19 protein-coding genes are annotated in these 18,207 nt (G+C 71.6%); 3 read left to right on the top strand and 16 right to left on the bottom strand.

The window, feature by feature from the left end:
- Nucleotides 1-203 precede the first annotated feature (203 nt).
- From ACSP50_RS39750 to ACSP50_RS39790, 9 genes are all read right to left on the bottom strand, one after another.
- Entirely contained in the window at nucleotides 204-560 is a 357-nt protein-coding gene (locus ACSP50_RS39750) for an Lsr2 family protein (protein WP_014694991.1), read from the bottom strand.
- Nucleotides 561-664: 104 nt separating this feature from the next.
- A complete protein-coding gene (gene lysS, locus ACSP50_RS39755) occupies nucleotides 665-2,173 on the bottom strand; it encodes a lysine--tRNA ligase (RefSeq protein WP_014694992.1) in 1,509 nt (502 codons plus the stop codon).
- Nucleotides 2,174-2,235: 62 nt separating this feature from the next.
- Nucleotides 2,236-2,994 (bottom strand): type III pantothenate kinase, encoded by a 759-nt coding sequence (locus ACSP50_RS39760; RefSeq protein WP_014694993.1) that lies wholly within the window; start codon nucleotides 2,992-2,994, stop codon nucleotides 2,236-2,238.
- Nucleotides 2,995-3,024: 30 nt separating this feature from the next.
- The gene (nadC, locus tag ACSP50_RS39765) at nucleotides 3,025-3,882 is read right to left on the bottom strand and encodes a carboxylating nicotinate-nucleotide diphosphorylase (RefSeq protein WP_014694994.1); all 858 of its coding nucleotides are present in this window, start codon (nucleotides 3,880-3,882) and stop codon (nucleotides 3,025-3,027) included.
- Entirely contained in the window at nucleotides 3,879-5,525 is a 1,647-nt protein-coding gene (locus ACSP50_RS39770; RefSeq protein WP_014694995.1) for an L-aspartate oxidase, read from the bottom strand. Before ACSP50_RS39770 ends, nadC begins: the two co-directional genes overlap by 4 nt.
- A 68-nt stretch (nucleotides 5,526-5,593) precedes the next feature.
- Entirely contained in the window at nucleotides 5,594-6,544 is a 951-nt protein-coding gene (locus ACSP50_RS39775; RefSeq protein ID WP_014694996.1) for a septum formation family protein, read from the bottom strand.
- 84 nt (nucleotides 6,545-6,628) lie between these two features.
- A complete protein-coding gene (gene panD, locus ACSP50_RS39780) occupies nucleotides 6,629-7,057 on the bottom strand; it encodes an aspartate 1-decarboxylase (protein WP_014694997.1) in 429 nt (142 codons plus the stop codon).
- The gene (gene panC, locus ACSP50_RS39785; protein ID WP_014694998.1) at nucleotides 7,057-7,887 is read right to left on the bottom strand and encodes a pantoate--beta-alanine ligase; all 831 of its coding nucleotides are present in this window, start codon (nucleotides 7,885-7,887) and stop codon (nucleotides 7,057-7,059) included. Before panC ends, panD begins: the two co-directional genes overlap by 1 nt.
- Nucleotides 7,884-8,789, bottom strand: coding sequence for a Rossmann-like and DUF2520 domain-containing protein (locus tag ACSP50_RS39790; RefSeq protein ID WP_014694999.1), 906 nt, complete (start codon nucleotides 8,787-8,789; stop codon nucleotides 7,884-7,886). Before ACSP50_RS39790 ends, panC begins: the two co-directional genes overlap by 4 nt.
- Before the next feature lie 174 nt (nucleotides 8,790-8,963).
- On the opposite strand from ACSP50_RS39790, the gene ACSP50_RS39795 reads away from it, so the two are divergent.
- Nucleotides 8,964-9,911, top strand: a complete 948-nt coding sequence (locus ACSP50_RS39795; protein WP_014695000.1) for an SAM-dependent methyltransferase — start codon at nucleotides 8,964-8,966, stop codon at nucleotides 9,909-9,911.
- A 46-nt stretch (nucleotides 9,912-9,957) separates the two neighbouring features.
- Complete coding sequence (locus tag ACSP50_RS39800) at nucleotides 9,958-11,082, top strand: NADH-quinone oxidoreductase subunit D (protein WP_014695001.1); 1,125 nt, start codon at nucleotides 9,958-9,960, stop codon at nucleotides 11,080-11,082.
- A 10-nt stretch (nucleotides 11,083-11,092) separates the two neighbouring features.
- Here ACSP50_RS39800 and ACSP50_RS39805 read toward each other — a convergent pair whose 3' ends face one another.
- The 4 genes from ACSP50_RS39805 to ACSP50_RS39820 all read right to left on the bottom strand — a co-directional run bounded on the left by ACSP50_RS39805 (nucleotide 11,093) and on the right by ACSP50_RS39820 (nucleotide 15,046).
- Nucleotides 11,093-12,373, bottom strand: a complete 1,281-nt coding sequence (locus tag ACSP50_RS39805; protein WP_014695002.1) for a hypothetical protein — start codon at nucleotides 12,371-12,373, stop codon at nucleotides 11,093-11,095.
- 96 nt (nucleotides 12,374-12,469) lie between these two features.
- Nucleotides 12,470-13,474, bottom strand: a complete 1,005-nt coding sequence (locus tag ACSP50_RS39810) for a glycine betaine ABC transporter substrate-binding protein (protein ID WP_014695003.1) — start codon at nucleotides 13,472-13,474, stop codon at nucleotides 12,470-12,472.
- Between the two features lie 139 nt (nucleotides 13,475-13,613).
- The gene (locus ACSP50_RS39815; protein WP_014695004.1) at nucleotides 13,614-14,330 is read right to left on the bottom strand and encodes an ABC transporter permease; all 717 of its coding nucleotides are present in this window, start codon (nucleotides 14,328-14,330) and stop codon (nucleotides 13,614-13,616) included.
- Entirely contained in the window at nucleotides 14,327-15,046 is a 720-nt protein-coding gene (locus tag ACSP50_RS39820; RefSeq protein ID WP_014695005.1) for an ABC transporter permease subunit, read from the bottom strand. Before ACSP50_RS39820 ends, ACSP50_RS39815 begins: the two co-directional genes overlap by 4 nt.
- Between ACSP50_RS39820 and ACSP50_RS39825 the strand changes: the two genes are divergently transcribed.
- Nucleotides 15,019-16,017: an ABC transporter ATP-binding protein gene (locus tag ACSP50_RS39825; RefSeq protein WP_052311836.1), complete on the top strand. Its 999-nt coding sequence runs from the start codon at nucleotides 15,019-15,021 to the stop codon at nucleotides 16,015-16,017. The genes ACSP50_RS39820 and ACSP50_RS39825 overlap by 28 nt on opposite strands.
- Nucleotides 16,018-16,105: 88 nt before the next feature.
- Here ACSP50_RS39825 and ACSP50_RS39830 read toward each other — a convergent pair whose 3' ends face one another.
- The 3 genes from ACSP50_RS39830 to ACSP50_RS39840 are packed head-to-tail and all read right to left on the bottom strand — an operon-like array spanning nucleotide 16,106 to nucleotide 18,147.
- The gene (locus tag ACSP50_RS39830) at nucleotides 16,106-16,600 is read right to left on the bottom strand and encodes a hypothetical protein (protein ID WP_014695007.1); all 495 of its coding nucleotides are present in this window, start codon (nucleotides 16,598-16,600) and stop codon (nucleotides 16,106-16,108) included.
- Between the two features lie 46 nt (nucleotides 16,601-16,646).
- Nucleotides 16,647-16,928, bottom strand: a complete 282-nt coding sequence (locus ACSP50_RS39835) for a hypothetical protein (RefSeq protein ID WP_231956811.1) — start codon at nucleotides 16,926-16,928, stop codon at nucleotides 16,647-16,649.
- 16 nt (nucleotides 16,929-16,944) lie between these two features.
- Nucleotides 16,945-18,147, bottom strand: a complete 1,203-nt coding sequence (locus ACSP50_RS39840) for an inner-membrane translocator (RefSeq protein ID WP_014695009.1) — start codon at nucleotides 18,145-18,147, stop codon at nucleotides 16,945-16,947.
- Between the last annotated feature and the right edge of the window lie 60 nt (nucleotides 18,148-18,207).

Here is an 18,207-nt window from a genome sequence, read left to right on the forward strand (position 1 = left end):
CTCGCAGCCCCTCGAAACGATCCGCGACGTTGATTTAGCCAACTTCGCACGCTCAGCGGCTGTTCCCCCACCCGAACGTGTACGCGGACAGCGAAATCCGCACGGTCCACAGCCTGTGGACAACCTCGTCTGTCCTGTGGATAACGGTACTGGAAGCACGAAGAGGGCGTACCGATGATCGGTACGCCCTCTTCGTCGAAAGCTCAGGCCCGGCCCGGGCCCTTCGCGTGGTACTCGTCGACGATCTCCTGCGGGATGCGCCCGCGGTCGGAGATGTCGTAACCGGCCTTCTTGGCCCACTCCCGGATCGCCTTGTTCTGCTCCCGGTCAGCGGCCGCGCCGCCGCGGCCACGAGCCGCGCGGCCGCCGACGACCACACCGCCCCGGGCCACCTTGGTGCCCGCGCCGACGTACTGCGCGAAGACCTCACGCAATTCGGCGGCGTTCTTCTCCGAGAGGTCGATCTCGTACTGAATACCGTCGAGCGCGAACTTCACCGTCTCGTCCGCGTCGCCGCCGTCGATGTCATCGACCAGCTTGTGAATGATCTGCTTGGCCACGCGCCGTTATCCTCCCGAACACAGGTACTCTCCCACGCAATGGAAGAACAATAACGCCAGGGGGACATCGCCCGTCAATGGCGGGGGCAATAATTGATGTTCGGCTACTCCGCGCGGACCAACGGGAACAGGATGGTTTCCCGAATGCCCAGGCCGGTGAGCGCCATCAACAGCCGGTCGATTCCCATTCCCATGCCGCCGCTGGGCGGCATTCCGTACTCCATGGCCCGGAGGAAATCCTCGTCGAGCTGCATCGCCTCGGCGTCGCCACCGGCCGCCAGCAGCGACTGCGCGTGCAGCCGGTCCCGCTGGATCACCGGATCGACCAGCTCGGAATAGGCGGTGGCGAGCTCGAAACCGCCGACGTAGAGGTCCCACTTCTCGGTCAGGCCGGGGGTCTCCCGGTGCGGCGCGGTCAGCGGCGCGGTCTCCTCCGGATAGTCCCGGACGAAGGTCGGCTGCTGCAGGGTGTGCTGCACCAGGTGCTCGAAGAGCTCCTCGGCGAGCTTGCCGGCGCTCCACTTGGGGTCGACGCCGAGCTGCACCTTCTCCGCGTACCGCTGGAGCTGGGCCAGGTCGGTCGCGATGGTGACCTCCTCGCCGAGCGCATCAGAGATGGCGCCGAACAGGGTGATCTGGCGCCACTCGCCGCCCAGGTCGAGCTCGGTGCCGTCGAAGTGGGTCACCACGTGCGAACCGGCGACCGCCTGCGCGGCCTCCTGAATCCACTCCCGCGTCTGGATCTGCATCACGTTGTAGTCGGCGTACGCCTGATATGCCTCGAGCATGGCGAACTCCGGCGAGTGCGTGGAGTCCATGCCCTCATTCCGGAAGTTCCTGTTGATCTCGAAGACCCGGTCGATGCCGCCGACCACAGCCCGCTTCAAAAACAGTTCCGGCGCGATCCGCAGATAAAGATCAGTGTCCAGTGCGTTGCTGTGCGTCACAAACGGGCGAGCCGCGGCGCCACCGTGCAGCAACTGCAACATCGGCGTTTCCACCTCGAGATAATTGCGGCGGAACAGTGACTCGCGGAGACTACGGATCACGGTTGCGCGAGTACGCACCGTATCCCTGGCCTGCTGCCGGACGATGAGATCGACATAACGCTGCCGCACCCGGGTCTCCTCGGAAAGCGGCTTGTGCGCGACCGGGAGCGGGCGCAGCGCCTTGGCGCTCATCGCCCAGGAATCGGCGAGCACGGAGAGCTCCCCGCGGCGGCTGGTGATCACCTCACCGGTGACCGCCACCAGGTCGCCGAGGTCGACCAGGCGCTTCCAGTCCTCCAGCCGCTCCGCGCCGACCCGGTCCAGCGAGAGCATCGCCTGCAGCTCGGTGCCGTCACCCTCGCGGAGGGTCACGAAGCACAGCTTGCCACCGTTTCGGATGAAGATCACCCGACCGGTGACCGACACCTGGTCGCCGGTGGCGGTGTCGGTCGGCAGCTCCGCGTACCGGGTGCGGATCTCGGCCAGGCTGATCGTCCGGGCGACGGTGACCGGGTAGGGCGCGACGCCGTCGGCCAGCATCCGGTCCCGCTTCGCCCGGCGGACCTTCATCTGCTCGGGAAGGTCGTCGGCGGGGTCGGTCACTGGCACGTTCTGCTCGGTCACGGCACGGTCTTCCTGTGTGGTGGTGGGCTTGGTGGAGACCCGGAAAGCCTACTCAGCCCGGTTCAGACGTTCCGCTCATATACCATCCGGAGCCCGATCAGCGTGATCATCGGCTCGTGCGCGGTCAGCGTCCGGCACTCGTCCTTGACGAGCCAGGCCAGGCCACCGGTGGCGATCACCGCGGAGACCGGGCCGATCTCCTCGATCATCCGCTCGACGATCCGGTCCACCTGACCGCCGAAACCGTAGTAGAGCCCGGACTGCAGGCACTCCACGGTGTTCTTGCCGATCACTGAGCGCGGCTTGGCCGGCTCCACCTTGCGCAGCTGGGCGGCCCGGGCGGCGAGCGCGTCGAAGGAGATCTCGATGCCCGGGGCGAACGCGCCGCCGAGGAACTCCCCCTTCGCGCTGATCAGGTCGAAGTTGGTGGTGGTGCCGAAGTCGACCACGATCGACGGTCCGCCGTAGAGGGCGTGCGCCGCCAGGGTGTTGACCACCCGGTCGGCGCCCACCTCCTTCGGGTTGTCGATGGCCAGCTGCACCCCGGTCTTGACCCCCGGCTCGACGATCACGCTGGGCACGTCGCCGTAGTACCGCTTCAGCATGGTCCGCAGGTTGCGCAGCGCGGCCGGCACGGTCGAGCAGGCGGCCACCCCGGTGATCTCCACCGCGTCGCCGGCCAGCAGCCCGCGGAACATCAGGCCCAGCTCGTCCGCGGTCGAGGCGGCGTCCGTCTTGATCCGCCAGTTGTGCACCAGCTTGTCACCGTCGAAGGTGGCCAGCACGGTGTTGGTGTTACCGATGTCGATGCAAAGCAGCACGGGTTCCCCCAGGTCGTACGGGCGTCGCGATCAGCGGGGTCGCAGATCCAGCGCGATGTCCAAGATCGGTGAGGAGTGTGTCAGCCCGCCGACCGAAAGGTAGTCCACACCGGTCGCCGCGTATGCCGCGGCGGTGGCCAGGGTCAGGTTCCCGGTCGCCTCCAGCTCGGCCCGGCCGCCGATCGCGGCGACCACCTCGGCCAGCAGCTCGGGGCTCATGTTGTCGCAGAGCAGGAAGCCGGCCCCGGCCGCCACCGCCTCCTGCGCCTCGGCCAGCGTGGTCACCTCGACCTGCACCGCCACGTCCGGGAACGTCTCCCGGACCAGGCGGTACGCCGCGGTGATGCTGCCCGCGGCCAGCTTGTGGTTGTCCTTGATCATGGCGACGTCGTACAGGCCCATGCGCTTGTTGGTGCCGCCGCCGACCCGGACCGCGTACTTCTCCAGCGACCGCAACCCCGGCGTGGTCTTGCGGGTGTCCAGCACCGTCGCCCGGGTGCCCCGCAGCTCGTCGGCCCAGCGGCGGGTGTGCGTGGCCACCCCGGACATCCGGCTAATCAGGTTCAGCGCGGTGCGCTCGGCGGTGAGCAGCGCGCGGGTCGGGCCGGTGACGACGGCCAGCACGTCGCCCCGGGTCACCCGGTCGCCCTCGGCGGTGATCTGCCGGAACTCGGCGCGCCCCTGCGAGGTGACCGCGAAGACCTCGGCGGCGACCGGGAGGCCGGCCACCACACCGTCCGCGCGGGCCACCAGTTCGGCCGTGTCCACCTGGTCGGCCGGGATGGTGGCCTCGCTGGTCACGTCGCGCGGCGGGTCGCCGAGGTCCTCGGCGAGCGCGGTGAGCACAATCCGCTGGACCTCCGCGAAGTCCAACCCGAAGTCGATCACGCCATCTCCTGGAAGTCCTGGGTCATGCTGCCGTCGGAAGCAATCGAGTCGAGCAGGTGGCCGCGCCACTCGTCGGCCGCGGTCGGATAGTCCTCACGCCAGTGGCAGCCGCGCGTCTCCCGCCGGGTGCGGGCCGAGGCGACCAGCGCGGTGGCGACGGTGAGCAGGTTGGTCGCCTCCCACGCCGCGGTGTTCGGGGTGGCCCGGGACTCGGCCAGCCGGGCCAGTTCCTTGGCCGCGGTGTCCAGCGAGTCACCCGTACGCAGCACGCCGGCGCCGCGGGTCATGGTCCGCTGCACCTCGGCGCGGACGCTCGCGTCGGCGACCCAGGCGGGGGTCATGTTGACACGCACCGGGTCGGCCTGGGCCGGCAGGTCGCGGCCGATGTCGTCGGCGATCCGCTTGGCGAACACCAGGCCCTCCAGCAGCGAGTTGCTGGCCAGCCGGTTGGCGCCGTGCACGCCGGTGCAGGCCACCTCGCCGCAGGCGTAGAGCCCGGCGATGCTGGTCCGCCCGTGCAGGTCGGTGCGCACGCCGCCGGAGGCGTAGTGCGCGGCCGGCGCGACCGGGATCAGCTCGGTGGCCGGGTCGACCCCGGCCGCCCGGGTGGACGCCATGATCGTCGGGAAGCGGCTCTCCAGAAACTCTCTGCCGAGGTGCCGGGCGTCCAGGTAGACGTGGTCCGCCCCGGTCGCCCGCAGCACCCGGTAGATACCCTTGGCCACCACGTCCCGCGGGGCCAGCTCGGCCTGCTCGTGCTGGCCGACCATGAACCGGGTACCGGCCTCGTCGACCAGGTGGGCGCCCTCGCCGCGGAGCGCCTCGGAGATCAGCGGCCGCTGCACCGAACTCAGGTCGGCCGTGACGAACGAGGTGGGGTGGAACTGGACGAACTCCACGTCGGTGACCGCCGCGCCGGCCCGCAGCGCGAGCGCCACGCCGTCGCCGGTGGAGACCGACGGGTTGGTGGTGGACGCGTAGATCTGTCCCATCCCGCCGGTGGCCAGCACCACCGCGCGGGCCAGGATGGCGCCGACCCCGTCCTCCGAGCCCTCGCCGAGCACGTGCAGGGTGATCCCGCAGGCCCGGCCGTCCGCGGCGCGCAGCAGATCGAGCACCAGGGCGTGCTCGACCAGGCGGATCCACGGGTCGCGGCGGACCGCGGCGTGCAGGGCGCGCTGCACCTCGGCACCGGTCGCGTCGCCGCCGGCGTGCACGATCCGGTCGGCCCGGTGGCCGCCCTCCCGGGTCAGCATCAGCGAGCCGTCCGGGTTGCGGTCGAATTCGGCGCCCCGGCGGATCAGCTCCCGGATCCGCGCCGGGCCCTCCTCGACCAGCACCCGCACCGCGTCCGGGTCACACAGGCCGACACCGGCGATCTCCGTGTCGTACGCGTGCGCCTGCGGCGTGTCGAGCGGATCGAGCACCCCGGCGATCCCGCCCTGCGCCCAGCGGGTGGACCCGTCGTCGATGTTGACCTTGGTGACCACCGTGACGTGCAGGCCCTGCTCCCGCAGGTGCAGCGCGGCGGTCAGCCCGGCGACGCCGGACCCGACCACCACCACGTCGGTGGTCTCGGTCCAGCCGGGCTCGGCGGCCGCGAGCCGGCGCGGCAGGGCCGGTAGATCCGCGAGAGGTGACATGTGGTCAGTACACTCCGCCCCTGCACACCGGTCACGCCGGGGGCACCATCAGTGGTCACCGTTACTCATCACTGGTATTGGACCGGTAACGCCTTCGTCCCCTTGGCCCGCATCGAAGTGGTCAGCCGGGCCCCGTCCAGCCACAGGTAACAGCGCACGCCGCGGTCGCCCTGCGCCCAGACGTCGGCGTTGCCGGGCAGCGACACCACGCCGGTGCGGTACTCCAGGTTCTTGTCGTCGGGAACCCCGGCGAACGTGGCGACCACCGTCCGGCAGCCGTCGTGGAACCTCTTCCACGCGGTGTTCCCCTGGGGATAGGTGGCGTCGGCCGGCGCGTCCCACACCCCGGCGAACTCCGCGTTGTGCGCGGCGGTGCACGGGGCCGGCGGCATGGTGTCGATCGCCCCGCTGTCGCTCAGCTTGATCGCGTAACAGCCCAGCAGCAGGTCCGACGGGGCGCTCAGCACGCTGCGCAGGCTGCCCGCGCGCTGCACCAGGGCGCCGTCGTCCTCGATCGAGTCGAGTTCCACCACGTCGCAGCGGAACCAGCGGGAGCCCCCCGCCCAGGCGGCCGGTGAGGGATGGGTGACCCCGATCCAGAGCCGGGCGGTACGCCAGGGGGCGCCGACGTACGCGGTCGTCTTCTCGTCGCAGGTGTGGTAAGCCGCACGCGCCCCGGCCGAGGACTCCGACGGCGGCTGCTCGGCGTCGGCGGCCGCCCCGGAGTAGGTGCCCACGTACACCGTCTCGGTGCGGTGCCGCACCGCGCAGTCGACCTCCTCATAGGTCGCGCGCGGGCCGGTCGCCGCGAAGTTCGCCAGGTGGCAGGTGTCCGCGATCGGCTCGAAGCCGGTGGCCGGGGCCATCGCGCCCCAGTTGTTGGTGAGGTCGCCGTCGACGGTGCCGGGGTTGCCGCACCCGGCCGCGGCGAGCAGCATCACGCCCAGTGTGGCGGCGAGATCGAAGCCCAGGCCGGGGCCCGATCGGGCGCGCCGGAGCCGGGCACGCCAGTCTCGCATGAGGGGCCCTCCCGCCCGCCGCCGATGTCCGATTTATCGATCATATGGTGATCAGTACGGTTCATCGGCGGCGTTCGGGAAGATTCAGCGAGTTGCCAGGGTCAGATCACCCCGCACCAGGTCACCGGCCATGCCCGGGACCGCCTCGGCCGGGTCCGCGCCCAGCTCGATCACCCGGTTCTGCGCGTCGACGTGCACCACCCGCGGCCGGTACTCCCGGGCCTCGGCGTCGTCCATCTGCCCGTACGAGATGAGAATGACCAGGTCACCGGGGTGCACCAGGTGCGCGGCCGCGCCGTTGATGCCGATCACCCCGCTGCCCCGCTCGCCGGGGATCACATACGTCTCCAGCCGCGCGCCGTTGGTCACGTCGACGATCGCCACCTGCTCACCGGGCAGCAGATCGGCCGCCTCCAGCAGATCCTCGTCGATCGTCACCGAGCCCACGTAGTGCAGGTCCGCCTGCGTCACGGTGGCCCGGTGGATCTTCGACTTCAGCATGGTGCGCAGCATCAGGCATCCTTCCGGAGAACAATCGGGACGTTGTCGATCAGGCGGGTGGCGCCCACCCGGGCGGCCACCAGCAGGCGAGCCGGGCCGTCCGCCGGCACCGGACCCAGGTCGGCGCCGGTCAACTCGAGGTAGTCGACGCGTACGGCCGGCTCGTCTTGCAAGATCTTGTGGGCCGCGGCCAGGACCGCACCGGCCTCGTGGTGCGCGGCGCCCTCGCGCAACGCGCGGGAGAGCGCCAGCGCGGCCGTCCGGTCGGCGGCGCCGAGATAGCGGTTACGGCTGGACAGGGCAAGACCATCGATTTCCCGTACGGTCGGCACGCCCACGATCTCGACATCGAGCTCCAGATCGGCCACCATCCGCCGGATCAGCGCAAGCTGCTGGAAGTCCTTCTCCCCGAAGAAGGCGACGTCCGCGCGGGTGAGCCGGAGCAGCTTCTCGACGACGGTCAGCATGCCGGAGAAGTGTCCCGGCCGGCTGGCACCCTCCAGGATCTCGCCGAGCGGCCCCGGATTCATCGTGATCGACGGCGGGCCGTCCGGATAGACGTCGTCCCGGCCCGGCGCGAAGACCACCGCGGCGCCCTCCGCCCGGCACGCCGCCAGGTCCTCCTCCAGGGTCCGCGGATACTTCTCGAAGTCCTCGTTCGGGCCAAACTGCAGCGGATTCACGAAGATCGTCACGACGACGAAGGGGGCACGCTCGCGGGCCACCCGGATCAGCTGCCGGTGCCCCTCGTGCAGCGCGCCCATGGTCATCACGACGGCGATCTCGTCGGCCCCGGCCAGCGCGGCGGCCAGCGCGTCGCGGGTGTGCACCACCTGGGTCATACCTTCGCCGCCTCGTTCGCCGTCAGGTTCGCCGTCTCGTTCGCCGTCTCGTTCGCCGTCTCGTTCGCCGGATGCAGGACTTCGAGCAGGGCCGCGGCGTCCTGCAGCCGCAGCCGCCCGGACGCGAGGGCACGGTCCGCGGTGCGCCGCGCCAGAGCCAGATAGGCCGGTACGACGGCAGCCGGCAACCGTTCGAGATGCTTGGTGACCGTGCCGGCGTCCCCGCGGGAGACCGGCCCGGTCAGCGCCGCGTCGCCCATCCGCAGCGCGTTGTCCAGCGCCGCGGTCAGCAGCGGGGTGAGCACCCGGCCGGGCTCGCGCACCCCCGCCGCGCGCAGCGTGTCGGCCGCCTCGTTGACCAGGGTGACCAGGTGATTCGCGCCGTGCGCCAGGGCCGCGTGATAGACCGGGCGGGCGTCCTCGGCGATCCACTCCGGCGCGCCGCCCAGGTCGGCGACCAGCCGGGTGGCGAACGCCCGGTCGCGGGTGGTGACGCCCCACGCGATGCCGGGCAGCCGGGCCAGATCGGCCGCGGTGCCGGTGAACGTCATCGCCGGATGCAGGGCCATGCCGTTCACATCGCCGAAAACGTCGAGTCCGTGAGCCCCTGAGGTGTGCGCCACAACCTGATCCGGACGGAGCGCTCCGGTGCTGCGCAGCCCGGCCACCACAGCGGCCAGCGCGTCGTCCGGCACGGCGATCAGCAGCAGGTCGGTGGCCGCCCGGGCGACCTCGTCGGCCGGAAGGATCGCGGCCCCGGGCAACAGGAGCCCGGCGCGCTCGCGCGAAGCGGCGGAGACGGCGGCGGTGGCGGCCACCCGATGGCCGGCGCGCTGCAGGGCGGCACCCAGCACAGCACCCACCCGCCCGGCGCCGATCACGCCGACGGTCAATACGTTCATGGATCCAGTCCTCGAGTCGGGGTACCGGTCGAGCGCCAGTATGCGCTGTCGCGACACACGGGTGGCAACCGCCTGTGAACAACCGCACCGACGCTCCCCCGATGTATCGGACGGGCCGGCAACCCACTGAGCCCCTAGGCTGATCGGGTGAGCGGAATCGGGTGGCGGCTGGCCATGGAGTCCGCCCTGTACGGGCCGGACGGCTTCTTCGTGCACCCCCGCACCGGCCCCGCCGACCATTTCCGCACCAGCGTCCACGCCTCCCCGCTGTTCGCCGGCGCCCTGGTCCGCCTGATCGAGCGGGTCGATGCCGCGCTCGGCCACCCGGACCGTCTCGATCTGGTCGATGTCGGCGCCGGCCGCGGCGAGCTGCTCACCACGATCGGCCTGATGCTGCCCGCCGGCCTCGCGGCCCGGGTCCGCCCGGTCGCCGTGGAGCGGGCGCCGCGACCCGACTCCCTGGATCCGGGCATCCGCTGGCGGCACGACCTCCCGGAGGACATCACCGGGCTGCTGGTCGCCACCGAGTGGCTGGACAACGTCCCGCTCGACGTCGTCGAGACTGACGAGCAGGGTCGGCTGCGCAAGGTTCTGGTCGACCGGCGCACCGGTGCCGAGACGCTGGGCGGCCCGGCCGATCCCGCGGAGGTCTTCTGGGCGAGCCGTTGGTGGCCCGGCCCCGGGCGGATCGAGGTCGGCGCGCCGCGGGACGCCGCCTGGGCGGGCGCGGTGGAGCGGGTGCGGCGCGGAGCGGCGCTCTGCGTCGACTACGGCCATCGGCGGGCCGAGCGGCCGGTGCTGGGCACGATCACCGGGTTCCGCGGCGGGCGGCAGATTCCCCCGGTCCCGGACGGGAGTTGCGACGTGACCGCGCACGTGGCGGTGGACGCGGCCGCGGCGGCCACCGGTACGCCGTACGAAATGGTCAGCCAGCGGAGGGCCCTCGGACCGCTCGGGGTCAGCGGCGGGCGACCACCGCTGACCTTGGCGAGCAGCGATCCGGTGGGCTACCTGCGCGCCCTGTCGGCGGCCGGCGAAGCCGCCGAGCTGAGGTCACCGACCGGGCTCGGCGCGCACTGGTGGCTGTGGCATCCGATCGGCGTCGACCTTCCCCTCGGCTGAGCGCCGGGCGTGCGACCATTCGTCTGTGACGGATGCGCTGCGTGAGATGACGGTGGGGACCGGGTCGGGGCTGGAGACGGCCGACATGGTTCTCAACATCGGGCCGCAGCATCCGTCGACGCACGGCGTGCTCCGGTTGAAGTTGACCCTGGACGGGGAGCGGGTGGTGACCTGCGAGCCGATCGTGGGGTACATGCACCGCGGCGCCGAGAAACTGTTCGAGGTGCGTGACTACCGGCAGATCATCATGCTGGCGAACCGGCACGACTGGCTGTCCGCGTTCTCCAACGAGCTGGGCGTGGTGCTGGCCGTCGAGCGGCTGATGGGCATCGAGGTGCCGGAGCGGGCGATCTGGCTGCGGATGGCGCTGGCCGAGCTCAACCGGGTGCTGAACCATCTGATGTTCCTCGGGTCGTACCCGTTGGAGATCGGCGCGATCACCCCGATGTTCTACGCGTTCCGGGAGCGGGAGACGTTGCAGGCGGTGATGGAGGAGGTCTCCGGCGGCCGGATCCACTACATGTTCAACCGGGTCGGCGGGCTGAAGGAGGAGGTCCCGGCCGGGTGGACGAAACGGGCGCGACAGGCGGTGGCGGCGGTCCGCAAGCGGATGCCCGACCTGGACAACGTGATCCGGCGCAACGACATCTTCCTGGCCCGGACCGTGGGGGTCGGTGTTCTGCCGGCGGCTGACGCCGCCGCTTACGGTGCTTCCGGTCCGGTGGCCCGCGCGAGCGGTCTCGATTTCGACGTACGCCGTGACGAGCCCTATCTGCTGTACGACCAACTCGACGTGCCCGTGGTGACGCGGACCGCGGGTGACTGTCACGCCCGGTTCGAGGTGCTGCTGGATCAGGTGTACGCGTCGCTCGACCTGGTCGACCAGTGCCTGGACCGGGTGGAGCGGATCGGCGGGCCGGTCAACGTGCGCCTGCCGAAAGTGGTGAAGGCGCCGGAGGGGCACACCTACGCGTGGACCGAGAACCCGCTCGGGGTGAACGGGTACTACCTGGTGTCCCGGGGGGACAAGACGCCGTGGCGGTTGAAGCTGCGGACCGCGTCGTACGCGAATGTGCAGGCGTTGGCGACGCTGATCCCGGGCTGCCTGGTGCCGGATCTGATCGCGATCCTGGGGTCGATGTTCTTCGTGGTCGGGGACATCGACAAGTAGGGCGGGGCGGTCACCAGTTGCCGGGGGCCTCGTCGCGGTAGCCGGGCATGTTCGCGAAGTCGGCGAGGGAGCCGACGTTGGTGTCGTTGGCTGACGGGCGGTGGCGGCGGGCCTGGTACTGGGCGGGGTCGTCGGGGGTGGGGCGGAAGCCGCCGGTGCCGGGTTCGAAGCCGGTGCCGCTCTTCGGGCCGTAACGGTTGCCGTCGTCGGGACCGTAGCCGGTGCCGTACTTCGGGCCGTAGCCGTTGCCGTCGTCGGGACCGTAGTCGTAGCCGTTGTCGTGCGGTGCGTAGCCGAAGTCGCCGTTCACAGCTTCCGGGTGGCCGTAGGCGGGGGCGGGGCGGGTGACCGGGTGGCCACCGGAGCCGTAGACCGCGCCCGCTCCGGCGGGCGGGACGACTGCCGCGGCGGCGACCCGGGCGGTGCCGGCGGCCGCCGGGGGCACCGACGCGGCGCCGCGCGGCGGCACGACCGCGGCGGCCGGCACCGCGGCTGAGGCGGCCGGGACAGCGGCCGAGGCGGAGCTGATCGGGACAGCGGCCGAGGCGCGGCCGGCCGGGGCGCCCGGGGACATCGGACGGGCGCTTCCGGAGACGACGGCGCGGCCGCCGGCCGGGCGCGGGGGCAGGGGCGGCTCGGGGGCGTGCTGGGGGCCGTCGTCCGGCTGGGCGTAGTCGTCGAAGAAGCCGCTGGGCTGCTCGTCGAATCCGGAGTCGAACCCCTGCGGGCCGGGACCGTAGGTGGTCGGCTCGTCAAAGCCCTGCGGGCCGGCGAAATCGTGCGGGCCGGCGAAGCCCTGCGGGGCAGGGACGTTCTGCGGGGCGGGCGGCGTCTCGAAGCCGGGCTGTTCGACGAAGTTGCCCTGCCGTCCCCGCCCGTTCGGCCCGAATCCCATGGTGTGCTCACCGTCGTGACCCGGCTGCTGATCGCGATCGATCGCCAGGGGCCGGCCCGGCGCCCTATGCTCGGTCAGCGGCGGCCGGTTCGGGTCGGGCGCCGCGGACGCGTGCCCGGCGAGCTCGGTGATCAGCCCGCGGCGGAGCCGGTCGACCTCCTCGGCGACCCGGTCCTCGACGTCGATGCGCAGCAGCACCGGATCGCTGCGGATCAGGACCGAAGCGCCGACCAGGACGACGCTGACCGCGGTCAGCAGGATCCCGAAGCGGACCGAGTTGCCGGTGCCGCCGAGCAGCACGACGGCTCCGGCCACCGGGGCGAGGATCACCCCCGCCCAGAGGAGGCCGCGGAGCAGGCGTGCGCTGTGTCCCGCTGGGGAGTCGCGTTCCGGCATGGGGGCAGATGTTACCGAGAGTGCGTCCGGGACGAAACGGCCGAACGCCGGGTGGCACACGCCAACCCGGCGTTCGGTCGGTCGGACGTGCGGGTGTCAGCCGGCCGCGAGCGCGCCGTCCGAGCTGAAGACCAGGCCCACCGAGATGGTGCCCTGCTTCAGGCCGTTCTTGGTGAGCGGGCCACCGGCGTCCAGCGTGTCGAACCGGCCGGCCTGGAACGAGTACGTCGCGACCAGGCCCTGCTGGCACTTCGGCCGCTGCGGGCACTCGGCCGGGCCGCCCAGCACGGTCGCCGCGCCGGAGCACTTGGTGGCCAGGTCGGAGAGCGTGGTCAGGTTGTACTTCTGGGCGAAGGCGGTGGTGACCGCGAACGCGTTCTGGTCCTGCGCGGTGCTGGCCTGGCCGAAGCTCAGGCCGGCCTTGTCACCGAGCGCCTTGAGGTTGGTGACCGTGGTCTCCAGCTCGGGCGACGACGGGTCCTTGGCGGCCTTGCCGTCGATCTTGCCGGAGAGGAAGGTGGCCAGGGTCGCGGCGTACTCCGGGACGACGGTGATGTCGCCCTTCTCCAGGGCCGGCTCGTAGAGCTCGCGGTTGCCGATCTGCTGCACCTTGACGGTGTAGCCGGCCGCGGTCAGCGCGATGCCGTACAGCTCGCCGAGCGTGGCGTTCTCGCTGAAGTTGGCGGCGCCGACGGTGATGTTGCCGCCCTTGCCCTTGGTGATGCCCGCGGTCAGGTTGTTCGCCGTGGCGAAGTCCTGCGCGGCGGCCTTGGACGACTTGCGGTCGATGTCGACCGCCTTGTTCAGCTGGACCAGCTTGGTGGTGTCGAGCGCGGTGGACACCTTGTCCAGCGCGGCGATCAGCTCCGGGGTGGCCGCCTTCTTGTTGATGGCAGGTATGACGTTGTCGGTGTTCTGCAGTTTCTTGTCGTCGGTCAGGACCACGAGCTTGTCGCCCGCGACCGGGGCGCACCCGGCGCCGGCCGCGGCGGCCGCCGACGGCGGAGCCTCGGTGCCCGAGGAACCGGCCTTGCCGCAGCCGGCCAGGACGACGACGGCCGCGGCGAGAACGCCGGCCGTGCGGAAAATGTTGTTACGCATTACTGCCGCCTTCTGTGCCCCGGCGCCGCCCGGATGGCGGTGCCGCGTGTCCGACGGGCAGTCAAGGTGCGATGCCCGCGTAATGCTGAGTCATTCCTAGCAAGCGGGTATGACAAGATCGGCTTCTGTTGCGGGAGCGTTATGGCGTGGTTACCGTCACAGCGCTGCGACGACGCTTCCGGGTGCGCAGCGCGGGCGGCGTGACCAGCCGCTGCAGGAGCGCCAGCAGGCCCTCGACGAGCAGGGCCAGCAGGGCCACGGCGAGGCCGCCGGCCACGATCTGACCGCCGCCGCCGTTGCTCATCCCGATGCCGAAGCCGGCGCTGATGATCTGGCCCAGGCCGCCGCCGTTGACCAGGGCGGCCAGCGCCGCGGTCGCGACCACCTGGACCGCCGCGGTGCGCAGCCCGGCCGCCAGGTAGGGCACCGCGAGCGGCAGCTCCACCTGGCGCAGCAGCTGCCCGCCGGACAGGCCCATGCCGCGGGCCGCCTCCCTGGTCTCCGGGTCGATCGAGCGCAGCCCGGTGTACGCGTTGGCCAGCAGCGGTGGCACGGCGAAGACCGCGAGGGCCACCACCACCGGCGGTTTGCCGAAGCCCAGCGGGGTGAGCGGCAGGATGGTCAGCAGCGCCAGGGTCGGTACGGCCAGGGTCAGGTTGGCCGCGGTGATCACCGGGCCGCCGCCGCGTCCGCGGTGACCCAGCCAGATGCCGAGCGGCCAGCCGACCGCGCAGCCCAGCAGGACCGCCCAGAAGCTGATCACCAGGTGCTCGGTCAGCCGGTCGACCATGCCGCCCGGGTTGGTCCAGTTCAGCGGGTCGTTGAGCCAGACGATGCCCTCGTTGAAGTAGCTCATGCGGCGCGCCCCCGGGTCCACGGTGTCAGCAGCCGGCCCAGCCCGGCCAGCAGCAGGTCGAGCACCAGCGCCAGGCCCACACAGAGGATGGTGCCGGTGAGGATCTCGGCCTTGTAGAAGTTGTTCCGGAAACCGCCGAGGATCAGATCGCCGAGGCCGCCCTGTCCGATCAGTGAACCGACCGTGACCAGCGCCACAGTGGAGACGGTGGCGAGCCGCAGCCCGGTCAGGATGCCGGGCAGCGCCAGCGGCAGCTCGACCCGCAGCAACCGGCCGAACCGGCCGTACCCCATCCCGGTCGCGGCGTCGATGACCTCGGGCGGGACCTGGGTGAGCCCGGCCAGCGCATTGCGGACCAGCACCAGCAGGGCGTAGAGGACCAGGGCGATCAGGACCGACGTGGTGCTGGTGGTGCCGACCAGCGGGGCCAGCAGCGACAGCAGGGCCAGCGAAGGGATCGTGTAGAGAACGCCGGAGAGTGCGAGAATCGGCGCGGTCAGCGGTTTGATCCAGTAGGCGACGACCGCCAGCGGCACGGCGACCACCAGCGCGACCAGCACGGTCTGCGCGGTCAGCCCGGCGTGGAAACGCAGGGCGGTGCCGATGGCGTCGGCGTTCTCATGGACGTACCGCCAGGAGAACCACGGATTCCCCGGGCCGTCATCGGCCGGTGCGGCAAGCGCCGGCGATGCCGGGACCCACGACAGGAAGGACATACGTGGACGCTACCGCGGCATCGATCACCCTGGCGGACGTTGGCAAGGTCTATCCGGACGGCACGGTCGCCGTCGACAGGTTCAGCCTCGAGGTGCGCGCCGGCGAGCTGGCCGTGCTGATCGGCGCCTCCGGCTCCGGCAAGTCCACCATCCTGCGCATGATCAACAGGCTGATCGAGCCGACCCGCGGGACGATCACCATCGACGGGCGCGACGTGCTCGGCGAGGACCCGGTGAGGCTGCGCCGGCAGATCGGCTACGTCATCCAGAATGTGGGACTCTTCCCGCACCAGACGGTCCGGGCCAACGTCGGCACGGTCGCCAAGCTGCTCGGCTGGGACCGCAGGCGGATCACCGCCCGCGCCGACGAACTGCTGGACCTGGTCGGCCTGGATCCGGCGCGGTACGCCAAGCGGTACCCGCACGAGCTCTCCGGCGGTCAGCGGCAGCGGGTCGGGGTGGCCCGCGCGCTCGCCGCGGACCCGCTGGTGCTGTTGATGGACGAGCCGTTCTCGGCGGTCGACCCGATCGTCCGGGCCCGGCTGCAGGAGGAGTTCCTGCGCCTGCAGGCCACCGTGCGCAAGACGATCGTGCTGGTCACCCACGACATCGACGAGGCGGTCCGGATGGGCGACCGGATCGCGGTGCTGGCCGAGGGCGGCCGTCTGCTGCAGTACGCGCCGCCCGCCGAGCTGCTCAGCCGACCGGCGTCGGCCGAGGTCCGGGACTTCGTCGGCGCCGACCGCGGCATCCGGCGACTCGCGGTCACCCCGGTACGGGAGGTGATGTCGGCGCCCGTCGGTGCCGTCGACGGGCTGCCCGCCGTGGACGCCGCGGCCACCCTGCACGACGCCCTGGCCGTGATGCTCACCGAGAATGCGAGCACGGTCCTGGTGACCGAGAACGGTCAGCCGGTCGGTCAGGTCACCAGGACCGCGGTGTTCGAGGCACCGGCCCAGAGCGCGGTCTAGGGCAGCCGGCGCGGCCGGTCGTGGCGCGGCGGGCGGGGCTCACGACGTACCACCGCAATCGGACCTGGACCACCGGCTGCCGTACGGGTCAGCCGGCCGTGCCCCGGCGACCGCCCAGGGTGGCGAGGCCGACGATCCAGCCGACGAACATGCCGTACTCGGCGCCGGCGCCGCTGTTCTGGAAGATGCTCATCAGGGTGGGGTCGGCGACGAACAGGACGGCGATCAGCGCGGCGAAGGCGCCCGCGAAGACGTACGCCGCCCAGCCGGCCAGCAGCTGGGCGATCGTGCCGCGGGCCCGGGCCAGCTGGGTGCCGGGCAGCAGCACCAGGAACACCAGGGTCAGGACGACCGCCAGGATCGCCCGGAGATCACCGACGATGACGCCGCGCAGCGAGTCCGAGCTGTCGAACTTCCAGGCCGGCCAGTGCAGCAGATGAAGCCACCAGCCGGCGCCGGTGCGCCCGTCGACGGCGTCGGTGACCCAGTCCCCGTACCAGGGACTGCCGAAGATCAGCACGAGCAGGAACGCAGCGAGCGTGCCCGCCCCGGTTGCGGTCTTGTACCTGCTTTCGAGAGCCATGGTCCCTGATTCCCGGCGGGACCACCGACTCAAACGACGACTGTCACTACCTCGACAGATAGTCGATGAAAGCGGCACGCAACAACGGCTCCCGCTCGCCCAGATCACGGCCCTCCAGCTCGCGCCAGAGCGCGACCGCCTCGTCGACGGTCGGGCCGATCGAGTTCGGCGCGCCGTCGAGCCCGGCGGCGTCGTCGGCGTCCGGCAGGTGCTTGAGCACCGACCAGAAGAAGCGGACGTCGTGCTTCTCCCGAGCCTTGGCGAAAGCGCGTTCCCGCAGCTCCTCGGTGGGCAGAGCGTCCAGTTCGGCGAAGCCGTGCGTGGTCATGACCGACAGCATACGTTCAGCGGGTGGCGCCCCACGGTCCGTCGTCCCAACGGTCGGTGCCCACCGGGGTGGCCGGAGTGTTCCAGGTCTCCGGGGCGGTGGGCGACCAGTTCGTGCCGAGGCCGCCGGAGGGCGCGGCGTTCCAGTCGGTGGTGCGCGCGGCGCTCGCCAGCCGACCGTACGACTCGACCACCCGGGTGGCGATCAGTCCGGCCAGGAAGATCACGCCGGCGGTCGCGTAGAGCGAGATGTGCAGCTCCCGGCGGGCCTGGTAGTCCAGGAACAGGGTGAGCGCGACGACCGCGAAGAGCGAGCCGAAGATGCCGCCGCGGCGGCCGAACGCGCTGGTGCCGCCGAGCAGCGCCAGCCCCAGGCCGATGCCGGTCCACTCCAGACCGGTGCCGGGTCGGATCGGCCCGGCGGACTGACCGGCCATGATCACCCCGGCCCCGGCCGCGAAGACCGTGGAGACGATCAGCGCGACCAGCACCGGCAGCACCACCGCGGCGCCACGCCGGCCGGCCGGGTCACCGACCGGGCGCATCCGGCCGAAGAACCGGCGGATCGGGCCGATCGCGCCCAGGCCGGCGCCGAGCACCGCCAGGATCGCGAACCCGCCGAAGAGCAGGAAGGCCCGGTCGGTCGGCTCCCAGGTGCCCTGCACCGCGACCGCGTCGACCCGCAGCTGGTCGAAGGTGATCACGCCGAGCGCGGCCGCCAGGGTGGCCGCCCATCCCGGCACGTGCAGGACGAGGATCAGCACCCCGACGATCAGACCGCCGGCGGCCGCGATCAGCAGCGCCGGGACCAGGGACTCGAGCAGGCCCTTGTCACCGTTCTCGGCGAACTGGAACTCGGCGGCCAGCACGATCGGGCCGATCGCCAGGTTCGGCACACCGGCGCGCAGCGAGAGGCCGGCGCCGAGCGTGACCAGGCCGATCGCGGAGGCGGTGACCAGCAGGCCGTCCAGGGCGGGACGCTGGAAGGCGGCCGAACTCTCCCGCCAGAGCAGGAAGCCGAGCACCGCGGCGACGACCAGGAGGACGACCTCCCAACCGAGGTGGATGCCGAGGCGGTCACGGCCGTCGTCGGCGACGGGCGGGGCGGGGACCGGGGCGGACAGCGACTGGTCGAGGGTGTTGCCACCGCCGGCGGTGTCGTCGAGCTGGACGCGGCGCCGATATGCGGCCGGATCGGTGGTCGCCTCGTCATACGCCATGGGTCCGCGCCTCCTTACGCCTCCTCAGCGGTTCGAGGCGCACGCTACTCCGGGTCGGGT

The organism is Actinoplanes sp. SE50/110, from assembly GCF_900119315.1.
Classification (GTDB): Bacteria; Actinomycetota; Actinomycetes; order Mycobacteriales; family Micromonosporaceae; genus Actinoplanes.